The sequence below is a fragment of the Gardnerella sp. c17Ua_118 genome, from assembly GCF_055804255.1.
This window is the reverse complement of sequence record NZ_JANUYT010000001.1, coordinates 671,484-697,204: the sequence shown is the minus strand read 5'-3', so window position 1 is coordinate 697,204 and position 25,721 is coordinate 671,484. Positions and strand designations below refer to the sequence as shown.

Genomic DNA, 25,721 nt, shown 5'->3' with positions numbered 1-25,721 from the left:
GCAAGTAAAATCGCGTATAAATATATTAAAACCAGACGAACCGCTTGGAACGTCTGGTTTATTTTATACGAAAAAACTTAAGAATTTATTTTCCTCTTAAAGCTCTGCGGCTCACGCGTGGAGTATGAGTTGGGTCAATTCCCTTTGGAATTCCAAACCCTTGCTTTCCTTGCAAAGTGCGTAAACGGTCGTTTAGAATCGCAAGCTCTGTTTTAGTAAGGAAGAATCTGCGATTTGGATGAATTGCAGCAAGAGGAGCAAACTTGTGATTTGTAGGAATCAAAGTTTTAGACTTTAGAACTTTACTCCTTAAATCCTTAAGCTTAATTTGATTTTGGCCATTTCCAACGCAAATGCGGTAAACAGGAATATTGGATCCAGCTGTAACACTTTTAATAGCATGCTCTTGGCGTTCCATAGCATGAGTTAGGCGTTCGTAATTGCCTTCTCCAACAAGAAATATTCCGTTAAAACCAGTTCCACGCCAAATTGCATCTTTGGTGCGAGGGTCAACCCATACTGGCTGTTGTGGGAAAGTAAAACCGCCTTTATTGATTGCGCTTAAAATTCCAGCTGCAGCTCCAGGTTTACCTTCTAGTTTTGCGTATCCAACTTTATCTGCGCGCTTTGTTAAAACAACAGTAAAAAGCAAAAGACCAAGCATAAGCGCTGTTACAACCATCATAATCCATGTAAAAATGGACCAGCGTAAAATAGCGCCAACTATAACGCATAGCACTACAGGGGCTACAAAAGCCAAGCCAAGCCAAAGCGGAAGCTGCTTATCTTCTGTATACGTGTACTTGTAAATGCGCACAATTTGTGAAATCATGCCCGATTTCTTAGTGTTCTTTGACTTTTCGTTTGCCATTTTGCGTTTATCCCCTATACGATATTCGCGTTAATTTTGTTTTGTGCTTATTGCAAGGTTTTCTACAACGGGTTTACTACCACATTTGTGCAACTATTACTTAAGTAGCCTTAAGTAGCATGCTACAAACACACATTTCTATAAATCATATCTTTGTTGGTATACTAGCGTTCTATTTTGGCCAATTACCGCGTTTTGGCGTGCTTGGTTTTGGTAGCCTCCACCTGCGCATTTGTATTGCACGGCTACAAGCATACATTGCCGATCTAGAGCTTTTAGCAACAGCAGATTGGCCGTACCTTTTAACAAGTTCTTTTCTAAGCTTTCGCCACATTATTAAAACGTCAATAATTGCAGCAAAAAGATACGCGTAAAGAATAATCGCAAGCGCAAAATAAAGAGCAATATATTTAGTAGACAAGAAGTTTTGCGTAAAGAAGATGCAAATCATAATTACGATTGCAAATGGAACGAAAAACTCGCCAATATTAAAGCGTGCGTCTACGTAATCGCGAATATAAACTCTCCAAGGAAGCTGCTCCGACTTTGGCATATGCGCTAAATCGCCGCTTTTCATAGCTTCGTATTGTGCGTTTTCTCTTTCGCGCAATCGTGCTCGCGCAGCCTTTGCGCTAGCTTTTCTATCGGTTGGAACTAGCGGCCTAAGATTTTGCGCTGCAGCTTCGCTTTGCTTTGGAGTTGGAGCGTTTTTTGTGCGAGTTTTTGGCTTATTTTCTACTTTATTTTCGCTATTTTTATTTGCTGATGGTTGATCGCCATTTTGTGCGTTATTATCAGCGTCTTTTTTTACGAATGGATTCCATGTCATGTTTGCAGATTACCCAACAGACTAGACGCGTTCCATAGATTTTGCTGGCTGTTAATGTTGTTAATAGTGTGATAGTGGTTAGATAGTAGTTAACCGCTTGACTATTTGTTTTGGCTATTTGTTTTAAGGAGATTTGTATGGCTAATCTTAATGTGGAAGATGTTAAGAATCGTGTTAGCGCCGCGTGGAATGATGTTATATCCGTTCTTAATAAAAAGATAGAGCTTGGAGCTGTTTCTGCTAAAGGCATTACTGGGGATCATATGCGTGCTTCTGCTGAATACGTTGCTGGAGTATTGCGCGAAGTGGGCGTTGATGCTCGCGTTGAGCAGTCTCAAAATCCAGATGGCACTCCAGGCGCATTCGAGGTTGTTGGATCTAGAATTGTAAACCCAAATGCTCCAACTGTTTTGCTCTACGCTCATCACGATGTTCAGCCTGTTCCAGATGCAAGCGAGTGGAACACGAATCCTTTTAAAGGAACCGAGATAGATGGGCGCTTGTATGGTCGCGGCAGCGCGGATGATGGTGGCGGAATTGCCATTCACTATGGTGCTTTGCGCGCTTTAAGTGAAGATTTAGGCGTAAACATTAAAGTGTTTATTGAAGGCGAAGAGGAGATGGGCTCTCCAAGCTTTATTCCATTTATTGAGTCTCACAAAGATGAGTTTGAATCCGATGTGATTATTGTTGCAGATTCTGGAAATTGGTCTGCCGAAGTTCCAAGTCTTACGACTAGCTTGCGCGGAAACACTACTGTAGACGTTAAGGTTAAGGTTCTTGATCATCAAGTTCACTCTGGTCAATTTGGTGGCCCTATTTTAGATGCATACACGCTTGCTTCAATGCTTGTTACTTCTCTTTACAACAAAGACGGCGATTTAGATGTTCCTGGAGTTGAATCGCAAGAGCCTGTTGGCGGTTTGCAACGCGATTTAGACGAGTCGCAAGTTAGAGCCGATTCTTCTGTAGTTGATTCATACAAGCTTGCGGGAACTGGATCTTTGGCTGCACGAATGTGGACTAAGCCAAGTTTGACTGTTATTGGAATGGACGCTCATCCAGTAGAGGAAAGCTTTAACGTTATTGCTCACGAGACACGCTTGCGACTTTCGCTTAGAACTGCGCCTTGCCAGCGTCCAGAGGAAGCACAAAAAGCATTGAGTGACTTTTTGGTTAAAAATGCACCGTTTGGCGCGCAAGTAACTGTAGAGCCTTTAGATAATGGCATGGGTTGGGCTATGGATCCAAATGCAATCGCAACTAAAGATGCGCTCGCATCTATGAAAGACGCTTTTGGTGTGGATCCTATTAACAAGGGCGAAGGTGGTTCGATTCCATTTATTCCAGAATTGCAAAGAATCTTCCCTAAGGCTCAAGTTTTGGTTACGGGTCCAGAAGATCCAAAGTCTAATGCTCACAGCCCAAATGAGTCGATTTCTCTTTCTGGCTTGAAGTCAAATATTGTAACGGAAGCTTTGCTTCTTAGTCGTTTAGGGAAGTAGTGTTGTAAGTTATAACTCGCGCATAAAAGCGCGCGAACACGTTGATTTTGTGCGCGAGTCTACACAATGCCGTAAAATTTTCACTCGACACGGGTGCTTTGCGTTAATTCGTAAAGCTGAGAGAAACCGCTTGAACGTGAATCCAGGTAATACTGGCGCACGGAGATCTGTTTTTCCCGTGCCTAAAAGTAAAAAGGCACAATCATGTCAACAAGCGTCTTCTATGCATATAGCAATTAAATGCTGTATGCTGTTTAGATTTTTCTAAGCAAGTAGGCGTTTTGGGATTGTAGGATTTGCTAAGATTCTAAGATTTGTTAAGATTCTAAAAATCTATAGTAAAGTCTAATAATCCTAAAAATAATTTAATAAATAATTAAATAAAAATCATTGCCATAAAGGATTTGCTATGCCCGATGCATCTAAAACGCAGGTTTTGAACAATGCTAACCAGTACAAAGCTGAAACTTTCCTTCCATCGGCTTTTAGTGCTGCTAAGTTGCGTTTTGAGAATTGGGGTTATCGTCATGCCTCTCGCAAAGCGTTTGCTGTTCGTGGTTTGAACCTGACTATTGAAGCAGGGCAGAGAGTATTGCTATTAGGAGCATCGGGCATAGGTAAGTCCACTATTCTTGAAGGTGCTGCTGGATTAATCGGCAGCGATATTATTCTTAAAAGTGATTCAAACGATAAAAATAGTAACTCTTCTTCGCATAATGTTTTAGTTGAAGACGAAGATGGCGGAGTGAGCGAAGGCGCAGTATTTGTAGACGATGTACCAGTTCATAAGGCTCGCGGACGCGTTGGTTTAGTTTTACAAGACCCAGAATCTCAAGCGATTTTTCAACGTTTAGGAGATAACGTTGCGTTTGGTCCAGAAAACATGAATGTTCCGCGTAAAGAGATTTGGAATATTGTTGACGAAAGTCTTAAAGAGGTTGGCTTAGATGGCTTGCAACTTCATCGCTCCACTGCACATTTAAGCGGTGGTCAAATGCAGCGACTGGCTCTTGCTGGCGCGCTGGCAATGAAGCCTAGTGTTCTTCTTTTAGACGAGCCTACAGCAAATCTGGATCCAGACGGCGTTGAGCAAATTGTTTCAGCAGTTGGAAAAGTGCTCGACGATACTCATGCAACAATGGTTCTTGTTGAACATCATGCTCAACCTTGGATTGATTTAATTGACCGAGTAATTGTTTTGGGGCTTGAAAATAGCGGTAATAGCGGTAATAGCGAAGATAGCAAAAACTTTGTTCACGATGATGATATTGCAAGAGACGAGAGCGCTAAAACAGTAATCGTAGCTGACGGAACTCCAGACGAGGTGTTTAATCGCAAGGATCTTGACTTTGAAAATCTTGGAATATGGCTCCCGGATAAGTATAAGGATTCAAAAAATCGCAATATAGGTAGGATTCATGTTGAAGGAGAGCCTGATTGTGATCCTTCTGTAGGAGATGGGAAAGTAGTTTTATCTACAAAAAACCTTGCGATTAGTCATACGGATACTCCAATAGCTAAAAACATTAATCTTGAATTTAATTCTGGCCAAATAACGGCTTTGGTTGGCGCAAATGGTGCTGGAAAATCAACTTTGTCTCTAACTTTGGCAGGATTAATTCCGTCAATAGAAGGCGAAGTTGTAGCAAGCGAGGAACTTTGTAAAGATTTAGACTCAAGTGATCCTATAAAGTGGAAGTCAACTGAACTCGCTAAAAGAATATCGTATGTTTTCCAAAATCCAGAACACCAATTTGCTTGCGGAACTGTTTTAGAAGAGGTTATGTTAGGCCCTATTAGAACAGGCATGAGCGAGGAGGATGCTCGAGCAAAAGCTAAAGAATTGCTAGAGCGATTCCGATTAGGCAGATATGCCAACGCCAATCCGTACACGCTTTCTGGAGGAGAAAAGCGCAGGCTTACAGTTGCTGCATCTTTGGCTGCAGCTCCAAGGGTTTTGATTTTAGATGAGCCAACTTTTGGCCAAGATCGAAAAACGTGGATGCAAATTATAAAGCTGATTGCAAGTCTTAGGGCAGACGGCGTTAGTGTTATTGTTGTTACTCACGATAAAGAGCTAGTAGACGCTCTTGGCGCGCGTTTGGTTGAACTTTTGCCAGTTAGCAATGCTAAGAATAGTGATTCTGGAGATTTATCAGATTTACAAGAATCGCAAGTAAAAGAAGCTTTAGAATCATCGCAAAGCTTGTCTTCTACAACTAATTCAACGAATATTTCTCGAATAAAAGTTAGCGCTGTAAATAAGCGTGATGAGAAAGAAAGAGTTGCAAGTTGCTCGCCATTTTTGGCATCACTAAATCCTGTTTACCGCATGCTTGGAGCTTTTATGCTTTCCATTCCTTTGCTGTTTACTCTTGATTGGCTTTCTTCGACTATTGCACTTGTTTTAGAGTTTATAATTTTATGGATTGTTGGAATGAATCCTTGGCGCGTTGTTAAGCTTTCTTGGCCTGTTTGGGTTGGTGCGCCTGGATCTGCTCTAGCAGTGTGGTTATACGGTAAATCTGGCGGAGCAACATTGTTTGATTGGGGAATTATTCACGTAAGCGAGCACTCAACAACTCTTGCAATTGCAACGTTTATTCGTATTTTAGCGATTGGTGTTCCTGCAATTGTTACTGTTATTGGTATTGATGCTACAGATTTAGCAGATGCTTTTAGTCAAGTTATGCACTTGCCAGATAAGTTTGTTTATGGTGGATTAGCGGGAATGAGGCTTTTTAGCGTTTTGCAAGACGATTGGGCAGCTCTTACTGCTTCTAGAAGATCTCGCGGTCTTGGAGACGATAGTAAGATTCGCGCATTTATGCCTCAAGCTTTTGCGCTTCTTGTTCTTTCGATTCGTAGGTCTAGTACTTTGGCAACAGCAATGCAAGCGCGCGGTTTTGGAGGAGAAAATCCAAGATCTCATGCACGCATAAGTTACGTAAATAAGCGCGATTATGTGTTTATGGTTGTGTGCTTAATTATTCCTGCAATTGCATTAATCGCAGCTGTTTACTACGGTACGTTTGCGCTTCTTGGCGGAAATTAATTTTTGTGGAAGTTAATTAACGCAAAACGTGGGCTTAATGGGATTCGAACCCACGACCTTCTGCTCCGGAGGCAGACGCTCTATCCACTGAGCTACAAGCCCGCAACTTGTGAAAGTATACACGTTGCTAGGGATTGAGATTGTTTTATATAAGCTTAGACATGCGTTTTATGTGCTTACGGCGTTTTGCCTGGAATTGCGCCGATTTAAGTGTTGATATTTTTACGTGTTTTGTGTGATTTTTTGCTAATTTTATCTTTTTGTTTGCATTTGTACTTTTATAGTGTTAGCATCGAACACAACACAAACGCATATCGTAAATTTTACGGTGTTAGGTTTGTGATTGACCACATAGGCATTTAGCTTTGCAGCTAAAGTATTTAAGGAGGCGGCTATCATGCGTAACATGAATGCTCAAGCTCGCGATACTTTTGATGCTGCTCGTATGTGGTGGTGGCAGACTTCTCTTTGGCGTAGTTTACTCTAAAGTTTTAGAAGCTGCTTGTTTAGGCTTATAAAAGACCTCTAGGGTAAACCTAGGGGTCTTTTTTATATCCTAAAACGCAAGAATCCATTTGGATTTAATCCAAATCGAAAATAATCTAAACAATCTAAACAATCTAAAACCAATAACAATTTACAAACTAACAACAATTTAAACCAAAATTGTTGAAAACAAACAACGTAAAAATTTACGTAAAGGAGAAAATCATGAATCAAGAGTCAACTAACGTAGAAGCTACCAACACAGAGCAAGCATCTGCACAGTCCGAAATTAATCAAGCAGCTACTTTGCTAAAAGGCGTAAATGTTAAAAAGCACGCTTTAGATATTACGTCTTTAGTCTTGGTTGCTGTTCTTTTTGCAGCAGGATGCATTCTTGACTTTACAGTTGCAAAGTCGCTTTCGATTGGAAACATTCAGCCAGAGTTTGTTATTGCATCGTTCTGCTTGTCTATTTTGCTTGTTCGACCAAATGTTATTCAAGGTGCGATTATTGGCGCATTAGCTGCTACTTTGATTCAATTTAACACTTCGATTCCTGGTCTTGAATACGCTTGCGATATTCCAGCAGCAATTATTATGACGTTAGCGCTTATGGGATATCTAAAAGCTTTCCCTAAGGATGCTGCTAGAAAGTTCAGCGTGTTCCCGTTTATATCTACGTTTGTTGCAACTGTTATTTCTGGAATGATTTTTGCAACAATCGCATCCTTATTTATTCTTCACTCTCCAAACACGATTCTTGTTATGCTTCCAATTATTTTGGGAACTGCTGTGTTTAATGCTGTTGTTGTGGAAGTTCTTTACACTCCAATTCGACTCGTTTTGCACAAGTAAGCACAAATAAATCGCCATTGAAAAGAGAAATAAATTAACTTGAATCAACGTAAGCAAATATAAACAAACGTAAATGAATGTAAGTAAACGTAAATAAATATAAAAAGTCGATAATTAAAACTTGGTTATCGCAACATAAAGGAGAAGATTATGAATCAGGGAATTAACGAACATGCAGGTAGCATGATCAATGCTGTAAGTGTTAAAAAGCACGCTTTAGATGTTACGTCTTTAGTGCTGGTTGCTGTTCTTTTTGCAGCAGGATGTATTCTTGACTTTACAGTTTCAAAAGCACTTTCAATTGGAAACATTAAACCAAACTTCTTAATCGCATCGTTCTGTCTTGCGATTTTGCTGGTTCGTCCAAATGTTATTCAAGGTGCGATTATTGGTGCTTTGGCTGCTACTTTAATGCAATTTAACGCATCTATTCCTGGTCTTAATTATGTTTGCGATATTCCAGCAGCAATTGTTATGACTTTGATGATTATGGCTTATGTTCACGTTTTCCCTAAGGATGCTGCTAGAAAGTTCAGTATTTTCCCACTTATAGCAACTTTTATAACTACAGTTGTTTCTGGTTTAATATTTGCCTCTACTGCATCTTTCTTTGTTCTTCATTCTCCTAAGACGATTCTTGTTATGCTTCCAATCATTTTTGGAACTGCTGTGTTTAATGCTGTTGTTGTTGAAGTTCTTTACACTCCAATTCGACTCGTTTTGCACAAGTAGCGCAGTTTGTGTTTGCAATATGTACTACGCAATATGTGTTAGGAATGTTTGGTAAATTATATAATCGTTAGATAATAATCAATAATTAGTAATCGATTTATTGGTTTTAAGAGTTAGGAATTATTGTGCCTTTGCTTGAGTTAAAAGATGTGTCTTTTAAGTATGTGAATCGGAATAAAGATGATTCTTTAGACTCTTCAAAGGCACAAGATTCCACTTTTGCGCTAAAAGATGTGAGTCTTAGCATAGAGTCTGGCGAATTCGTTGGTATTATTGGCCCTTCTGGGTCTGGAAAAACAACGCTTGCTTCGCTTTTTTCTGGCGCGATTCCGCATCATTATTCTGGCGAACTCTTAGGAAGTGTTAAGATTGCTGGTCAAGACACTAAAAATCTTGCTTTAACTAACATTGCTTGCTTAATTGGATCTGTTATTCAAGATATTGATGCGCAAATGGTTGCTGCAAATGTGGAAGATGAGATTCTTTTTGGCTTAGAAAATTTTGGTGTTGCGCATAGCGAAATACCAGGTCGAATAGATGAAGCTTTGCAAATTGTTGGAATTAGTGACTTGCGTAACCGCGATTTAGACACTCTTTCTGGAGGTCAAAAGCAGAAAGTTGCGATTGCTGCTATTCTTGCGCTAAAGCCTAAAGTTATGGTGTTAGATGAGCCTACGTGCGCTTTAGACCCTGTTTCTTCTAAAATGATTTTTTCGATTCTTAAAGATTTGAACAAGAATTTTGGAATAACGGTTGTTGTAATTGAGCAAAAAGTGGCACTTTTAAGCGAGTATTGCAAGCGTTTAGTTGTGCTTTCTAATGGCACTTTGTCGCTTGATTTGCCTGTTAGCAAAGCGCTAAAAAACATGGATTTGCTTTATTCTATTGGAATAAATTATCCGCGCACTACGCATTTGGTTAATGATTTGCAGCGTGAGAATGTTTGCTCTAAAAGCGATTTGCCTGTGTCTGTAGAAGATACAGTAAATACTATTGTTAATACGATTAATAGTAGAAAATCTTTGACTTCTAATAGTAATTCTCATGGTGATTCTCATGGTGAATTTGATAATAGCGAATGCGATTCAAACACATCGGCGGTTGCTGGCGATTTTTCCAACGAATCGCAAGTATCCGAACAATCTTCTGCACAATCTTCCGCGCAAAATCAATCAAAAAACACTTCTCCATGTCTTTCGCTTAAAAACGTTAGTTTTTCGTACCCAAGTGGCGTTAGTGCGCTAAAAAATGTGTCTTTTGAAGCTTATGCTGGAGAACTGGTAACTCTTGTTGGAAGAAATGGCGCTGGAAAAACAACCGTTACTAAGCTAATCAATGGTTTGCTTAAGGCGAGCGGCGGCAATATTTTTATTGATGGCAAAGACACTAGCAATATGAAGATTAGTCAGATTGCGCATTATGTTTCTACGCTTTTCCAAAATCCAGATCGTCAGCTTTGCAAAGATACTGTTTTAGAAGAAGTAGCGTTTAGTTGCATTCTTTTAGGTGAGTCGGTTAAAGATGCTAATGATCATGCTATGCAAGTTATTGAAAAGCTAAATCTAGACCCTAAAGCAAGCCCATTTATGCTTTCTAGAGGCCAGCGTCAAATGGTTGCTTTGGCTGCAACTGTTGTAACTAAACCTAAGATTCTTGTTTTAGACGAGCCAACGTGTGGCTTAGACTACATGGAATGCTTGCGTATTATGCAAGTTGTAGAAGACCTTAGAGACCACGGTTGCTGTGTGATAATGGTTTGCCACGATATGGAAGTGGTTCTTGACTTTGCAACGCGCTTAATCGTAGTAAACGATGGAAAAATTCTAGAAGACGGAAGCATAAGTTGCGTTTTTGAAAACAATGCGATTTGCAAAGAAGCTGCATTATGCGCTCCACTTTTGTGTGCTGTATCTCAAGGCTTAGTCGAAAATGGTTTTGACGCTTGTAAGGGCTTGTATAAAAGGGATATGTTGGTTAATGCTCTTAAAAAGAGTTGCAATTTGTAAAGCAAGGTGTAATTATGCAAACTAAAATCTTAACGTATAATGAAGGCTCAACTTTTCTTCACAAAGCAAATCCTATTGCAAAACTCATATTAGCTATAAGCGTTGTTGTATCGGCTTTTATAGCTCAACAATTTAGCATTCTTGTATTTATTGCAGTTCTTATTCTTGCTGGCATGGCTATGGCTGGGATTCTTAAAGCGCTGTTTCCTCTTGTGCGCGCAATGCTTATTCTTGGCGTTGTAATGTTCTTTTTGCAAACAGTTATTGCTCAAGGTGGAAACTACATGTTCTTATGGTTTAGCACAAAGGGAATTTCTGTTGCATTGCGAGCATCTTTAAGACTTTTTTGCTTTGCATTGCCTCTTGTAAGCGTGCTTAGCATTACAAAGCTAAACGATTTAGCTAATGCTGTTGTTCAATACTTACACATTCCATATTGCTATGCTTTTACAATCACTACAGCTGTGCGATTTGTTCCTATTTTTGCGTACGAGATGTCTCAAATTACAGAAGCTCAAATGGCAAGAGGAGTGGAGTTCGATACTAAGAATCCTTTTAAAAAGATTAAGCTTATGATGCCTTTGATTGTGCCTCTTTTAGTTTTGTCTGTTCGTAAAGCAGATAGCTGTGCGCTGGCAGCAGAAGAGCGAGGATTCTATTTGCGAACGCGTAAGTCTTCTTTTAGAAAGTATCCTTTTGGTTGGCGTGGATTTGTTCTTATTATTGTGTCTGCATTAATGATTGCTTTGCCAATACTTGTGTCTATATTTGCTCCACAAATAATCTAAAATAGTCTAAACTAATCTAGAATCAATTAAAAAATTCTAGAATTTAGGCGATTTTAATGACTAATATTAAGTTTTGGCTTAAAGGTGCAAGACTTTATACTCTTCCAATTGGAATCGTGCCAGTTGTTATGGCAATTTCGATTTTTGCAAGGTATTTATTTAGCGGTCAAATACTTGTAAAGACTTACAATGTTGAAAATTTTGCTTTGCAAGCGTTTTTGTGTTTGTGTGTTGCTGTTTTTATGCAAATTTCAGTAAACTATGCAAACGATTATTGTGACGGTTTGCGCGGATTAGATAATCAAAGGTCTAAGCGAGATGTAAGCGCAGAAAACAAAGCGTTGTGCGATGTGTCTTGGAGGCTTGCAGACGCTGGTATTAAGCCAAAATCAGTGTTGTATGCTGCTTGCATATCTGCTCTAATATCGTGTGTTTTTGGATTAGTTATTACTATTAGAAGCGGAATTTGGATGTTTATTCCTCTTGGATTAATTTGCGTTATAGCAGCTTGGTTTTATGCAGGAGGATTGCATCCTTACGGATATAGGGGTTGGGGAGAATTTAGTGCGTTTTTGTTCTTTGGGCCAGTAGCGTTTTTAGGAACATTGTGTGCTCTTTTTTATGCAAGTGGTTTTTCTAAAGACTCAATAACTGCAGCAAGCATTGAGCAAATTGTTTTTTGCGTATTATTATCTTTTATTCCAGGCGGATTTTCTGCTTGCCTTATGATGATTAATAATTTAAGAGATATAGAAAGCGATACGCAACATAAAAAGATTACTGCAATGGCTTTGCTTGGCAAATACAAGGGCAGTGTTGTATTTACTTGTGTTGCTGTTTTAGTGGCTATTTTACAATTTGCATACGTGCTCTTATATGTGTTCGATTCTCGATTTATAGGTGTATTTTTAAGTATTAATAATCCAAATAAAACTGTTTTCGCATTAAGCAATATCTTATTTAATAAAGGTGTGTTTATTGTTTCTTGCATTCTGTTACTATTGGTTATTTGCATGTTTATTAAAAAAGCGTGCTCGCTAATATACGCAGTTATTAATGGGAATTATGCTAGTGCTTTTCCGTTGTGCGTACAGTTAGCAATGCTCGGTGCTTTGACTTTTGTATTGTCGTTATTTGCATGTGCTTTACCGCATTAAAAAGCGGTTTAGAGCGTATTTTTATACACGCATGCGAGTAAAATCATTGGCAACGCGCACAGTGTGCTTTTAGTGTTTGTGCATAAAACTTGCATGATGCTAGCCTAAAAAATAAACGCAAAGATGGCGAGTATGAGTATTAAGTGTGCGAATGTATGTGTTAGTTAATGCATAGCGCTGTTGCCTTGTGTTTTGGTAAGGAAATGAGGTTAGAATGTCGGCTGAAAACAGCGATGAAGAGATGGGGAAGGCGTCTGTTGTGCTTACGGATGATGAATTGCGTAATGCATATGAATCGTCGAATGGCGTAGAAAGCAATAATAAAAATAGTGAGCAAAAAGAAAACGGCGTTAAAACTGTTGTTGTTGCAGAAGATGAAGCAGTAAACCGTATGGATCTTGTAGCAATGCTGGAAGATAACGGATATAAGGTTGTTGGTCAAGCTGCTAATGGGCAAGAGGCTATTGATCTTACTCGTGAAAATCGTCCAGACGTTGTTTGCATGGATGTTAAAATGCCTGGCGTGGATGGAATTCAAGCAGCTGCTACTATTTGCGATGAAAATATTGCGCCTGTTGTTATGCTAACAGCTTTTTCGCAAACAGATCTTGTTAAGCGCGCTACTGGCGCTGGAGCAATGGCGTATGTTACAAAGCCTTACGAAGAGTCAAAGCTTTTGCCAGCTCTAGAAGTTGCAATGGGCAGATTTAGCGAGATTAACGATTTGCTTGATAGTGTTGAGCGCACAGAAAACAAGCTTCAAGATGCTCAAGATCAGCTTCGTAAAGCAGAAGAAAAGCTTAAGAAAGCAGAAGATACTCTCGAAGAGCGCAAGCTTGTAGATAGAGCAAAAGGCTTGCTTATGGATAAAGCTGGCTTCTCGGAGCAGGGTGCTTTCCGTTGGATTCAAAAAACTTCTATGGATCAGCGTATTCCAAAGAAGCGTCTTGCGTTGGCTATTATCGCTAAGTATGGCGAAGAAAAGCCATCTGACGAAGCGTAGTAAAGTCAAAATAATTTTGGTAATCGCGGTTTCTTGCGCGAGCTATGCATAAATAATTTCAAAAGTTTATTTTACAAAAACGCAGGTGGGTGTTAAGTGAATACCAGCATCGTTGCAAACGAGGATTCTTTGAATAATGAGGATTATAAGGGAACGTTGTTGGTGGTAGATGGCCACTCACTTGCGTTTCGTGCTTTTTACGCAATATCGGCAGATAATTTTTCCACAAAATCTGGTTTTGCAACTAATGCAATATGGGGTTTTGCTACTATGCTTTCGCAAGTCATAGAAAAAGAGAAACCAGATAAGCTTGCGGTTGCTTTCGACGTTAAAGGTGGAACTTTTAGAAACAAGCTTTTGCCGCAATATAAGGGTACTCGTGAAGCTGCTCCAGAAGAACTTATAGCTCAGCTGCCCGTTATTCAAAAAATGCTTAGTGCGTTAGGTGTTAAGTACATTACAAAGCAGGGCTACGAAGGCGACGATATTATTGCTACTTTGGCAACTATGGGCGCTAATGCTGGGTATAAAACGCTTGTGCTCTCTGGAGATCGCGATGCTTTTCAGCTAATTAATAACACTATTAACGTGCTGTACCCAGGCAGGCATTTTAAGGATCTAAAGCAAATGGATCCTAATGCGATTGTTGAAAAATACAATGTTACGCCTAGTCAGTATTCAGATTTAGCAGCATTGCGTGGAGAAACGTCTGATAATATTCCAGGAGTTCCAGGAGTTGGAGATGGTTATGCTGCTAAGTGGATTAATCAATTTGGCAGCCTAGAAGGCATTATTGAAAACGCAAGTAAAATCACAGGTAAAAAAGGCGAGTCTTTACGAGAAAGCATTGATCAGATTCGATTAAACAAAAAAGTTAATACTCTTGTTAAAGATTTAGACCTTGGAGTTAGCGTTAACGATCTTGATTTTGGCAATGTAAACGCTGCGTCTGTTGGAGAGCTGTTTGAAAGTCTTGAGTTTGGTACGCGTACTAGAAGAAAGATTCTAAAAGAATTTACTCGCGGAACCAAAGAGCTTTTAGATGAGAATATTAAAACAATGATTTCTGCTGGAAGCGCGCATGCAGAAAATGGTGGTTCTACGGAATCAAATGATTCAGATGATATAGAAGACGTTAAAACTCTGTTAGATAAAATAGACGTGCATAATATTAATTCCGAGTCTGATGCAGATAATTGGATTAGTATTGCAAAATCTTGTGTTGCGGATTCTTGCGACTTTTCCGACTCGTATATAAATAGCGCAAATCTTATAAGAAACGACTTAGAATGCGCAAAAACAATAAAAGAGCATAAAGAATTAGTAGTGTTTGCTGTAGAAGAAAAAAACAACACTAATCAGTTTGGTATTTTTGCAAAAGCATTAATAATCCTAGCTGGTAACGACGCTGCAATTGTGTATGCAAATGTTCTTAAATCCAATAGCGCAATAGCTTATAAACTAAGAGATTTTATAAAAAAGCATGAGTCTTCAGTAGTTTTGCATGATTATAAAAAGCATATTGCTCTTTTAAAGTCTTTAAAAATTGTAGAAGATAATTACTCTTTTAGCCCGCTAGTCGATACTCGCTTAGCATCTTACTTAGTTGATCCAGATTTTAAGAACGAAAATCTTTGCGATATGGCTGAGCATGTTTTGAATATTCATATAGGCTCTTCGCAGTTAAACGATGAACCGACGCAAGGCAAACTTGATTTTGATATTGATAGCAGCCAAGATTCTAAAGAGCAAGATTCTAAAGAGCAAGATTCGCAAAGTCAAGATAACAAAGAATTAGAAAAAAGCATGCTAGAAACAGCTCTGGTTATACGTTTGCTTTCTAAACAATATGCGAAAGAGTTAGATGAGCGCAAGCAAACTGGCTTAATGGTAGACGTTGAAATGCCTGTTTCTAGAGTTTTAAGGAAGATGGAAGATACGGGCGCTGCTGTAGATATGCTACGACTTACGTCTATGAGAGATAATTTTGCAAGCGAAGCTAACTTTGCTCAAAAAATGGCGCTAGACGTTGCGGCTAAGCCAATAAATTTGCAAAGTCCTAAGCAAATTCAGAAATTACTTTTTGAAGACATGGGTCTAAAGCCTACTCGTAGAACAAAAAGTGGCTCGTATACTACTAATGCCGAGGCTTTACAAGAGTTGTATTCAAAAATTGATCCAGATGAAAAGCCAAGTCAATTTTTAGGCGCTTTGCTTAAGTATCGTGAAACTAATAAGTTAAAGCAAATCGTTCAAAGCCTTATTGATGCTGCAAGATATAAAGATGGTAGGATTCACACGACTTTTGAGCAAACGATTGCTGCTACTGGCCGACTAAGTTCTTCGGATCCAAACTTGCAAAACATTCCTAATAGAAATGCTGCAGGAAGAGAGATTAGAGCGGCGTTTGTTCCAGGAAGTGGCTATGAGCAGCTTATGAGTTGTGATTATTCGCAAGTGGAACTTAGAATTATGGCTCATGCTTCTGCAGATAAAACGCTTATTGATGCTTTCCAGTCTGGAGTTGATTTTCATAAGTTTGTAGCGAGCTTAGTTTATAGGATTCCAGTAGAGCAAGTTAGCGCAGATCAGCGTAGTCATGTTAAAGCAATGAGCTACGGGTTAGCGTACGGACTTAGCACATACGGTCTTGCAAAGCAACTAGGCATTAGTCCTGCGGCTGCCGAGATGCTTAAAGAAAAGTATTTCAATACTTTTGGTGCAGTACACGACTATTTGGAGTCTTTAGTAGATAAAGCTAGAAAGCTTGGATACACTCAAACAATGTTTGGTAGAAGAAGATATTTCCCAAAGTTAAATTCTACGAACAGAGCATCTAGAGAAGCTGCAGAACGAGCTGCTCTAAACGCTCCTATTCAAGGAAGCGCTGCAGACATTATGAAGCTTGCAATGATTAGAGTAGATGATGATTTGCGAAAAGCTAATGTTAAGAGTCGCGTGATTTTGCAAATCCACGATGAACTTGTTCTTGAGATTGCTCATGGTGAGTCGGATGTTGTAGAAAACATTGTTAAAAATGCTATGGAACATACTGTTGAGCTTTCTGTTCCGCTTAGTGTTTCTACTGGAGTTGGTGCTGATTGGCAGCTTGCTGCGCATTGATGTGTTTGCGAGAATTATTGTAAAGACCACTGTAGGCTTGTTGTAAAGGATAGGAATAATGGCAACTTTAGGTGAGATTGTTAATGTTTTAGAAGACTTATATCCTTTAAGTCTTGCTGAGTCTTGGGATAACCCAGGATTAATCGTTGGGAATCCTTCGCATAAAGTTAATAAAATTATTTGCTTATCGGATCCAACTTTAGAAGCTGTTGAAGAATCGTGCAAAATGGGAGCGGATTTGATTGTTTCGCACCATCCTTTGTTTTTTAAGTCGGTTCACGAAGTTTCTGGTTTTTCTGTTCGCGGAAAAATAGTTCAAACTCTTATTGAAAATCGTTGTGGATTATGGGTTGGTCACACTAATGCGGACGCGGCTTTTAGGGGAGTGGCGCATGCTGCAGCTAATGCTTTTGGTCTTAAGGATTTGCATCCTCTTGTTCCAGTAAGCAATAATGATACTTCTCTTGGTCTTGGCAGAGTTGGATTGCTTGAGCAAAAAATTACGCTTAAAGAGTTTGCTACGCGCGTTTTTAACGCTTTACCTGCTACTAAGCTAGGCGTTCAAGTGTGCGGAGATGTTGATGCAATGGTTAGTAAAATAGCTGTTCTTCCAGGTTCGGGCGATTCCTTATTCGATGAAGTTCGCGCTTGCGGAGCAGATGTGTATGTAACAAGTGATTTAAGGCATCATCCTGCAACGGACGCGTATGAGCAAGCTATTTATGAATCGCAACTAACGCACTCTAATATTATTAAGCCTATGCTTATAAACACTCCTCATAGCGCTATTGAGTCTTTGTGGTTTAAGTATGCTGTTAAAGATATTCACGATTCTATATATAAGAATTTTGGTGAATCATTAGACGTTTCTTGGATTGGTAGAGCTTTTGACCCTTGGAATTACGTGATTAACTAGCGTGATTAGATACGTGATTAGTGTTTGCGAATACGAAACAAAAAAGTCTTGCTGATTTCTCAACAAGACTTTATTTTGTGTCCGGAGCGGGACTTGAACCCGCACGCCTGTACAAATAGGCACTAGCACCTCAAGCTAGCGCGTCTACCATTCCGCCACCCGGACGGGTGTTTTAGACAACAGATAGAACTATAACATTTTTTTCAACTCTTTGCTTCGGCGTGTTGCAAATTAATTGATTTTTGTAATAATTTCTTTAATTTCGCTAGCATTTTGCGCGTTAATTGGATGATTTGGGTCAAAATCCACTACTGCAACTGGAATATTTTGCACTTTTCCGCTTAAATCCACTATAGAATGTTGCGGATTTTGGCTGTTGTTATGTTGCGGATAATCTAATCTTGTAAAAGATCCTCTAGATTCATGCCTTGCTAATGATGCTTGCAAAACTGCTTTTGCAAATGTAATCAAGTTTTTCAATTCCAAAATAGCTGTTAGTTCTTGATTAAAAACAAGATTTTTAGAATGCAAAATAAGCATATTGGCTTTTGGAATAATAAGCGTATCTATTTTTTGCAAAGCTTCTTTAATGCTCTTTTCGCTGCATCTTACTGCAATAGCTGTTTCCATAATCTCTTCTAGAGCATCTAAAAGCATGTATGGATTTTGCTCATCTTTTGCATCGTTCTCGCTTTGCATAAGAGCGAGTATTTTTTGGATTCGCTTTTTAGCTAATTCGTCTATTTTTTGGATTTTGTTTTGCAAATTATTTTGATTTTTAGTCTCTTCTTGATTTTGCAAGTTTTTTGCAATAGATTTTCCTGCGATTTTTCCAAATAAGCAAGCGTCAAGAAGCGAGTTTCCGCCAAGGCGATTAGCGCCATGCACTCCAGAGCAAGCGCATTCTCCAGCAGCGTATAATCCCGTTATACTTTGTTTTTTCCCTCTATCTAACTTATAGACTTGGCTGTTAAGAGTGATTGGTAGTCCGCCCATTGTGTAGTGTGCAGTAGGCTTAATAGGTACAAGATCTTTTGAAGGATCTAAATGCGCATATTTTTCAATCGTCTCAACAACTTGCGGAAGAGCCTCCAACATATGCTCTTTTTCTATATGAGTCATGTCTAGCCAAACGCAATCTTTTTTATCAACGTTGCTAGTTGTGTCTTCTACGCCTCGAGCAGCATCAACTTCTGCTATAATCGCCCTGCTAACTACGTCTCTTGGTGCTAAATCCGCGTGCGTATTATCGTAGTTTTTCATAAAAGCTTCGTTTTTGCAATTCCTAAGCACTCCGCCTTCTCCGCGCGCAGCTTCCGAAAGTAATATTCCAGTGTGTGCTAATCCAGTTGGGTGGAATTGTATAAACTCTATGTCTTCTAATTGCAATCCAGCATTTAGCGCTAAAGCCATTCCGTCTCCAGTTAAATCCCAGGAGTTAGAAGTTGTTGCAAATAGTCTGCCAGCGCCTCCAGTTGCAATAAGAACATTGTTTGCGCTTATTTTTTCTACGTTTCCTGTTTTTTCGTTTAGCGCTATAACTCCTTCTACGCTGTTTGTTTCGCTATTTATTGCAATGTCTGTAACGTAAATTTCTTCGCTAATTTCAATGTTTTCTTCTAAGCATTTTTGCCACAAGCTGTATAGAATTTGGTGGCCGATTCTATCTGCAGCGTACGCAGCTCGCCTAACTGGCTGTTTTCCAAAGTTTGCAGTATGGCCTCCAAAGAATCTTTGATTAATGTGACCGTCTTTTGTTCTAGAAAAAGCAACTCCAAAGTGCTCAAGTTCAATAACTGTGTCTCTAGCTTCTTTTGCCAGCATTTTTGCTGCGTCTTGATCGCTTAGCCAGTCGCCTCCGTGAACAGTGTCGTAATAGTGCCATTGCCAGCAATCTTTTTCTACGTTTCCTAATGATGCTGCAATTCCGCCTTCGGCAGAGCCTGTATGAGATCTTAACGCTTGAAGTTTGCAAATCACTAATATTTTAGGCTGTTTTCCGTGCGTTTTTAGCGTTTGGTACTCTTTAGACTTTACTAAGCCTAATGCGGCTGAAAGTCCTGCGGCTCCAGCTCCAATAATTAAAACGTTGTAAAACGAGTTATTTATTTTTATTTGCTCGCTTTTTTCTTGACTTTTTGCGTTTGATTCGCTTTGCTCAAAGTTTGGTTGCATAACACTTATTTTCTCATATTTTTCGCATTTTATTTAAGACTTTAAGACTTTTATTTAAGACTTTAAGACTTAAGTCTTTTTTCGATTTATGCTAAAAACGCCATTTTGACTTTTGATTAATCCATCTAGCTCAAGAATCGCAAGCTCTCCTGATATTTGCGATATTGAAAAATCGTCATTTGTTTCTGATTTTGCAATAACTTCATGAATATTGTCTATATTTGCACATACTTTGTTGTGCTTGCACTTGTGAATCGCTTTTAATATAAGCTTTTGTAAATCATTGCAAGTGTCTGGAATGCTTTCGTTGTTACTTAGTGAATGTGGTAAATAATGATGTGAATTAGGGTAGATGTCTTCTATATCTCGGTGTGAGCATATCATCATAGCTTTTCCGTCATGAATAAGCATGTTGCATCCAGCATTATTTGGCAAAGTTACATCTCCAGGAACTGCATACAATTCTCGGTTTAGTTCCAATGCCCAATTTGCTGTGTTTAACGCTCCCGACCTTAATCTAGCTTGAGAAACTATGACTTTGCTTGCAAGTGCTGCAATAAGGCGGTTTCTTAACAAGAATCTGCGTGCTTCTGGAATAGTTTCTGGGCAAAGTTCGCTTATGCATGCGCCTCCGCTTGCAAGTATTGCGTTAAAAAGTTGAGCATTGCTGCTTGGTCCCATATTGTTTAGTCCTCCAGCAAAAACGACTATTGTTTTGCCTACAGGGCTTGCGTTTATTGCATGGCAATCCAATGCATCTAGTGTTCCCCAATGTGCTGCAGCGTCAATTCCGTAAGCTCCGCCAGAAACAATTGTGTGCCCTTTTTTAGCGCACGATTTTGCGAAAGTAAAGCTAAGCTCGTACCCGTAGTCATTGCATCCTCTAGATCCAACGATTGCAAGTGGTTGTTTGCATTGAATAAGAGCGTTTGGGTCTCCAATTCCCCATAAGCAAAGTGGGGGAGCGACCTTGCATTTTGTTGCTAAATCTTGTAATTGTTTAGGCCAATACTTGCTTTTTGGAGATATAATCCATTGCGATCCACTTGAGCTAAACCATTTTTTGAGTTTGTTTGCATCCCAAAAAGGTAGTTTTTTCATTCGTAGGCACCATTTTTTAACAGATTTATGCAATACAGCAAAATTATTTACTTCGTTTTTATTGTTTGCACTTTTACCGCCCCAAATTTTAAGACCTTCCAAAAAGCATTTTTCTAAAACTTTGATTTGTGGGTGATTTTTTATAATGTTTGTAAGCACATTGTCTAAATCGTTTGTGCTTGAATCGGTGTTGCCTTCTTGCTGTTTATTTTCGCTAGAATCTTTTTGATGACTATTTGCTGTAAAGTCAAGCTCTAATTGTTTATTGCTTATTTTGCTTGCGTTTTTAGTGATTGATTCGCAAATAGAATATAGCGCATCTACAATGCTTGCAGCATTAACAGTTCCTATAGTAAGCGTGTACATTATTGCGTCTGCTCCATCTACACAAAACGTTAGTATTGCTCGCGCTAAAGTATCGTCATTTATTGCATAAATATCACTTGTTTGCGTTGTCAAACTGTTTGTGCTGTTTGCATTATTTACATCATTTGTGTTAATCATATTCTTGTCCTTAAGCTAATTGCTTGAGCCATATCGGTTAAATCTGGGCAAGTGTGACCACAAAGATCTGCCAAAGTCCAAGCAAGTCTAAGTGCTCTATCTGCGCCGCGTAAACTCAACTTGTGGTTTTCAAGAGACTTATTTATAAGCTCAATCGCTTTTTGAGATGTGTATTTTCTAAGCCACGTTCCAGAAGCTTGAGCGTTGCAACTCCAACCAAGTTTCTTAAAACGATCTTGTGCAACAAGTCTTGCGTTCTTTACGTTTTCACGCATCATTGCGCTAGTCAAAATCTTTTCCGACATTTGACTTGATCCGTTTTCCAACATGGCTTTTCTGGTTATGATTTTTTCTACTGGCGGAACATCCATTTGAATATCAATCCTGTCTAAAATTGGGCCAGAAAGTCTAGAAAAATAGCGTATGCGTTCCTTCTCTTTGCAAGTGCATCGCTCTCCGTTTCCGTACGCATATCCGCATGGGCACGGGTTTGCTGCTATAACGAGTTGGAATTTAGCAGGATACAGCGTTGTTCCTTTAGATCTAGAAACAGCAATATGCCCAGATTCCAATGGTTCTCTAAGTGTTTGCAAAACTCGTGGCGAAAATTCTGGAGCTTCGTCCATAAATAAAACTCCACAATGCGCGCGAGTTATGATTCCAGGCTTGGCTAAACCTGCGCCGCCTCCTATAAGAGATGCTGCAGAAGAAGTGTGATGAGGTGCTTCAAAAGGCGGAACGTCCGTTATTCCGTAGTAGGGAAGTGTTCCGCAAAGCGACCTAATAGATGCCACTTCTAGCTGCTCTCGCTCGTTAAGAGGGCACATTATGCTCGGCATTCTAGAAGCTAGCATTGTTTTTCCAGACCCAGGAGGGCCTATCATCATAACATGGTGTCCTCCAGCTGCCGCCACTTGCAAAGCCCACTTTGTGTGCTCTTGGCCTAATACTTCCGACATATCACCAATTTCGTTTAATGGTTTATCGTTATTTACAGGCTCAACGCTATCTGCCATATTTTTGCTCGAGTATTTAATGCCGTTACTATTAGAATTGTGCAAATCGCCAGCTTTTTCTCTTTCTTCTACTCTAATGTGGTCGTACGTGTTAATCGCATTTAGTGCGCGTTCTCTGTTCTTTTCGGCAATCGGCCTAGCTTCGTCTTCTAATTTTCCATTTAGCTCGTCTACTAAATCCAAAATATGCTTAATACCAATTGCTTCAATCCCATTTACTAGCTTTGCTTCTTCAAGATTTCCGTATGGAATAATCATTTTTGTAATATTTTTCTGCTTAGCGTATAGTGCGATTGGCAGCATTCCTTGAATTGGTAAAACGGATCCGTCTAAATTAAGCTCGCCTAAAATAATAGTGTTTTCTAGCTCGCTAAGTGGAATAATTCCTCTGGCGCTTAGTATGCTTGCTGCGATTGCAAGGTCGTAAGATGCTCCACTTTTTGGCATAGAAGCAGGAGAAAGATTTACTGTTAGCCTTGTGTCTGGCCATTCGCATCGCAAAGACATGTATGCCGATTTAACTCGTTCTCTTGCTTCGCTTAAAGAAGTATCGGGAAGGCCAATAATTGAGAATCCAGGCAGGCCGCTAGATATAAATGCTTGCAATTGTATTGTAAAGGCCTTTAACCCAAGTAGTCCTACAGATAATGCGTTTCCAATAATCATTAGAATGCTCCTAAAATGTGGTGTATTTGAATGTTTTTGTTTTTGGAAATAAGTATTGATACAACGTCGAATCGTATTCTTCTATGCTTAAACATTTTGTGATTTTCTAGCCAATTAAATGCAGCTTTATGCGTTTTTATGCGTTTTTCTTCTGTTACTGCTTCTAGAGGAGTGCCAAAACGTATGCTTCTACGCGTTTTTACTTCAATAAATACGATTATTCCTTCTGTGTTCATCATTACAACATCAAGTTCTCCAAAACGGCTATGCCAATTTCTATCTAGCAAAATCCAATTTTTAAGCATTAGTTTTAGTGACGTGTATTCTTCGCCAAGGCTGCCTATTGTTTTATTTGGTATTGAAAAGTCGCATAGTTGTTCTTCGACTTTTGCTACGCGGCTTAGCAGCTCTTCTTGTTGTATATCTTCTTGTTGTATATCTAATATCATGTCTTCTTCGTTTATCATGATGCAATTTCATCAAGCTCAAAATCTTTTTTCTAGCTTTTTAGAGCAATGTGGTTAAAGGCTATACTTCGGCGTGTTGCCTTTAATCTAGGGAAAAATCATACTGTTTAATAAAGGATTTTTTTATTTTCTAAAAAAGCTTGCATTATGCAAAAGTTTAATCTTTTTTAAGAATCGCCTTATGTATTGATGAAAACTATATAAATATATGCAATACTTGAATTATGCAAATTAGACCAGGTTCTATGTATCCGCTTGGAGCTACCTACGATGGCGCGGGCGTAAACTTCGCATTGTTTTCCGAAGTAGCAAAGCATGTTGAGTTGTGCTTGTTTGATGAGCAAGACAACGAAACGCGCATCGATATGACTGAGCAGAATTCTTACGTTTGGCATACTTACATATCTGGAATACAGCCAGGCCAAAGATACGGCTATAGAGTTCACGGTCCGTATGATCCAAATCATGGATTGTGGTGTAATCCAAACAAGTTGCTTTTAGACCCATATGCTAAAGCGATTGAGGGCAATATTGACGGCGACGAGAGCCTGTTTTCTTATTGGTTTGCAAATCCAGATGATTTAGCAGCAATGAACACTTTGGATTCTGCAGATCACACTATGAAAGCTGCTGTTATAAACCCATATTTTGATTGGGGGAACGACCAGCACCCAATGATTCCGTATCACGATAGCGTGATTTACGAAGCTCATGTTAGAGGAATGACGAATCTAAATCGTAATGTTCCTCCAGAAATACGCGGAACGTATGCTGGATTAGCTCATCCAAGCGTAATATCTTACTTAAAAAAGCTTGGAATTACTGCCATTGAGCTTATGCCTATTCATCAATTTGTAAACGATTCTTTCTTGCAAAATAAAGGCTTAAGCAACTATTGGGGATATAACACGATTGGCTTCTTTGCTCCTCAAAACTCGTATTCAAGCTCTGGTCAGCGCGGTGAGCAAGTAAACGAGTTTAAGGCAATGGTTAAGGCATATCATGCTGCAGGAATGGAAGTTATTCTAGACGTTGTTTACAATCACACTGCAGAAGGAAACGATAGAGGTCCAACCTTAAGCTTTAGGGGAATTGACAATCGTGCTTACTATCGCTTAGTAGACAACGATCAGCGTCATTATTTTGACACTACTGGCACAGGAAACTCGCTTCTTATGCGATCTCCTAAAGCCTTGCGATTAATCACAGATAGCTTGCGATATTGGGTAACCGAAATGCATGTAGACGGATTTAGATTCGACTTAGCTGCAACGCTTGCTCGTCAATTCCAAGAAGTAGATAAGCTCTCTGCATTCTTCGACATTATTGAGCAAGACCCTATTATCTCTAGCGTAAAGCTTATTGCAGAGCCTTGGGATATTGGTGTTGGCGGATACCAAGTTGGCGGATTCCCTCCAAGCTGGTCCGAGTGGAATGGCCGCTACCGCGATTGTGTACGCGATTTTTGGCGCTCGCAGCCTTCGACTTTGCCTGAGTTTGCAAGCCGACTTATGGGAAGCTCCGATTTATATGAGCAAAATGGTCGTAAGCCTGTAGCTTCCGTAAACTTTATTACTGCTCACGATGGTTTTACTATGAACGATTTGGTGAGCTACAACGAAAAGCATAATGAAGCAAATAAGGAAGGCAATAACGACGGTGCTAACGACAATCGTTCGTGGAATTGCGGGGTAGAAGGCCCTACAAATATTCACGATGTTAACGAACTTCGTCAGCGTCAAATGCGAAATCTTTTCTCCACTTTGTTAATGAGCCAGGGCATTCCTATGATTTGCGCTGGAGACGAGATTATGCGTACTCAAAATGGAAACAACAACGCATATTGCCAAGATAATGCTATTTCTTGGATTAATTGGGACTTTGATTCCACTCAAAAAGGTATGTTTGACTTTGTTTCTAAGCTTATTCATTTAAGGTTGGATCACCCTGTTTTGCATAGGCGTAGGTTCTTTATTGGTCGTATGCCTTCGGATGATGCTTCAGAGATTCCGCAAGTAGAGTGGTTTGATCACACAGGTTCCGTAATGGATATGGAAGCTTGGAGTAATACTCATGCGCTTTCGGTGATGATTTATTTGAACGGTTCAGATATTCCAGAAACCGATTGGTACGGAAGTAGAATGGTCGATAATGACTTTATTCTTATTTTCAACGCGCATTACGAGCCTATAACTTTCACTTTGCCAGATAAGCGTTATGGCGAAAAGTGGACTCTTGTTGTAGACACTCATAATCCAAAAGGTCCGCAATTGCATTACGAATCTGGTTTTAATATTGTTGCTCAATCTAGAAGTTTCCTTCTTCTTATGAGTGAGAAGCAAGAATAATAAGCAAGAAATAAGCAATTAAATTGATTGTGACCTATGGCTTTGCTGATTTTAGCTGGTTGTAGGTCACATTTTTAATATCTTGATTTAATACTTTGATTTAATATCTTGATTTAAT

At 39.3% G+C, this 25,721-nt stretch carries 17 protein-coding genes and 2 tRNA genes; 11 read left to right on the top strand and 8 right to left on the bottom strand.

The annotated features are described in order from the left end of the window. Window positions 1–85: 85 nt before the first annotated feature. Together NYP69_RS02870 and NYP69_RS02865 are read right to left on the bottom strand one after the other, a co-directional pair. The gene (locus tag NYP69_RS02870) at window positions 86–871 is read right to left on the bottom strand and encodes a DUF4191 domain-containing protein (protein ID WP_473410567.1); all 786 of its coding nucleotides are present in this window, start codon (window positions 869–871) and stop codon (window positions 86–88) included. Between the two features lie 172 nt (window positions 872–1,043). Then, the gene (locus NYP69_RS02865) at window positions 1,044–1,700 is read right to left on the bottom strand and encodes a DUF3043 domain-containing protein (protein WP_473410566.1); all 657 of its coding nucleotides are present in this window, start codon (window positions 1,698–1,700) and stop codon (window positions 1,044–1,046) included. 137 nt (window positions 1,701–1,837) lie between these two features. Between NYP69_RS02865 and NYP69_RS02860 the strand changes: the two genes are divergently transcribed. Together NYP69_RS02860 and NYP69_RS02855 are read left to right on the top strand one after the other, a co-directional pair. Continuing rightward, on the top strand, window positions 1,838–3,205 hold the full coding sequence (locus NYP69_RS02860) for a M20/M25/M40 family metallo-hydrolase (RefSeq protein WP_473412915.1): 1,368 nt from the start codon (window positions 1,838–1,840) through the stop codon (window positions 3,203–3,205). 409 nt (window positions 3,206–3,614) lie between these two features. Then, window positions 3,615–6,260, top strand: a complete 2,646-nt coding sequence (locus tag NYP69_RS02855) for an ATP-binding cassette domain-containing protein (protein WP_473410564.1) — start codon at window positions 3,615–3,617, stop codon at window positions 6,258–6,260. A 29-nt stretch (window positions 6,261–6,289) separates the two neighbouring features. Here NYP69_RS02855 and NYP69_RS02850 read toward each other — a convergent pair. Beyond that, window positions 6,290–6,362, bottom strand: a tRNA-Arg gene (locus NYP69_RS02850). A gap of 609 nt (window positions 6,363–6,971) precedes the next feature. Here NYP69_RS02850 and NYP69_RS02845 point away from each other — a divergent pair. The 8 genes from NYP69_RS02845 (at window position 6,972) to NYP69_RS02810 (ending at window position 17,326) form a co-directional block, all read left to right on the top strand. Further along, window positions 6,972–7,601 carry a tryptophan transporter gene (locus tag NYP69_RS02845; RefSeq protein WP_115757230.1) on the top strand — a complete coding sequence of 210 codons (630 nt, stop codon included), beginning with the start codon at window positions 6,972–6,974 and terminating at the stop codon, window positions 7,599–7,601. A gap of 150 nt (window positions 7,602–7,751) precedes the next feature. Beyond that, the gene (locus NYP69_RS02840) at window positions 7,752–8,333 is read left to right on the top strand and encodes a tryptophan transporter (protein WP_115757228.1); all 582 of its coding nucleotides are present in this window, start codon (window positions 7,752–7,754) and stop codon (window positions 8,331–8,333) included. 125 nt (window positions 8,334–8,458) lie between these two features. Continuing rightward, window positions 8,459–10,339, top strand: coding sequence for an ABC transporter ATP-binding protein (locus NYP69_RS02835; protein ID WP_473410563.1), 1,881 nt, complete (start codon window positions 8,459–8,461; stop codon window positions 10,337–10,339). Between the two features lie 14 nt (window positions 10,340–10,353). Beyond that, entirely contained in the window at window positions 10,354–11,127 is a 774-nt protein-coding gene (locus NYP69_RS02830) for an energy-coupling factor transporter transmembrane component T family protein (RefSeq protein WP_116286013.1), read from the top strand. A gap of 56 nt (window positions 11,128–11,183) precedes the next feature. Beyond that, a complete protein-coding gene (gene menA, locus NYP69_RS02825) occupies window positions 11,184–12,284 on the top strand; it encodes a 1,4-dihydroxy-2-naphthoate octaprenyltransferase (RefSeq protein WP_473410562.1) in 1,101 nt (366 codons plus the stop codon). A gap of 214 nt (window positions 12,285–12,498) precedes the next feature. Continuing rightward, a complete protein-coding gene (locus tag NYP69_RS02820; protein ID WP_016799039.1) occupies window positions 12,499–13,287 on the top strand; it encodes an ANTAR domain-containing response regulator in 789 nt (262 codons plus the stop codon). Window positions 13,288–13,383: 96 nt separating this feature from the next. Then, complete coding sequence (gene polA / locus NYP69_RS02815) at window positions 13,384–16,410, top strand: DNA polymerase I (RefSeq protein ID WP_473410561.1); 3,027 nt, start codon at window positions 13,384–13,386, stop codon at window positions 16,408–16,410. 58 nt (window positions 16,411–16,468) lie between these two features. After that, window positions 16,469–17,326 carry a Nif3-like dinuclear metal center hexameric protein gene (locus NYP69_RS02810; RefSeq protein ID WP_473410560.1) on the top strand — a complete coding sequence of 286 codons (858 nt, stop codon included), beginning with the start codon at window positions 16,469–16,471 and terminating at the stop codon, window positions 17,324–17,326. A gap of 78 nt (window positions 17,327–17,404) precedes the next feature. Here the strand turns inward: NYP69_RS02810 and NYP69_RS02805 are convergent. The 5 genes from NYP69_RS02805 to NYP69_RS02785 all read right to left on the bottom strand — a co-directional run bounded on the left by NYP69_RS02805 (window position 17,405) and on the right by NYP69_RS02785 (window position 23,255). Continuing rightward, window positions 17,405–17,491, bottom strand: a tRNA-Leu gene (locus NYP69_RS02805). Between the two features lie 66 nt (window positions 17,492–17,557). Next, on the bottom strand, window positions 17,558–19,501 hold the full coding sequence (locus NYP69_RS02800) for an FAD-binding protein (RefSeq protein ID WP_473410559.1): 1,944 nt from the start codon (window positions 19,499–19,501) through the stop codon (window positions 17,558–17,560). Window positions 19,502–19,570: 69 nt separating this feature from the next. Then, window positions 19,571–21,106, bottom strand: a complete 1,536-nt coding sequence (locus NYP69_RS02795; RefSeq protein ID WP_473410558.1) for a DNA-processing protein DprA — start codon at window positions 21,104–21,106, stop codon at window positions 19,571–19,573. After that, on the bottom strand, window positions 21,103–22,788 hold the full coding sequence (locus tag NYP69_RS02790; RefSeq protein ID WP_473410557.1) for a YifB family Mg chelatase-like AAA ATPase: 1,686 nt from the start codon (window positions 22,786–22,788) through the stop codon (window positions 21,103–21,105). The genes NYP69_RS02795 and NYP69_RS02790 overlap by 4 nt, the downstream gene beginning before the upstream one ends. Continuing rightward, window positions 22,788–23,255 carry a YraN family protein gene (locus NYP69_RS02785; protein ID WP_016831858.1) on the bottom strand — a complete coding sequence of 156 codons (468 nt, stop codon included), beginning with the start codon at window positions 23,253–23,255 and terminating at the stop codon, window positions 22,788–22,790. The genes NYP69_RS02790 and NYP69_RS02785 overlap by 1 nt, the downstream gene beginning before the upstream one ends. Before the next feature lie 224 nt (window positions 23,256–23,479). Here NYP69_RS02785 and glgX point away from each other — a divergent pair, with 224 nt between their 5' ends. Continuing rightward, window positions 23,480–25,603, top strand: coding sequence for a glycogen debranching protein GlgX (gene glgX / locus NYP69_RS02780; RefSeq protein WP_016831856.1), 2,124 nt, complete (start codon window positions 23,480–23,482; stop codon window positions 25,601–25,603). Window positions 25,604–25,721 lie beyond the last annotated feature (118 nt).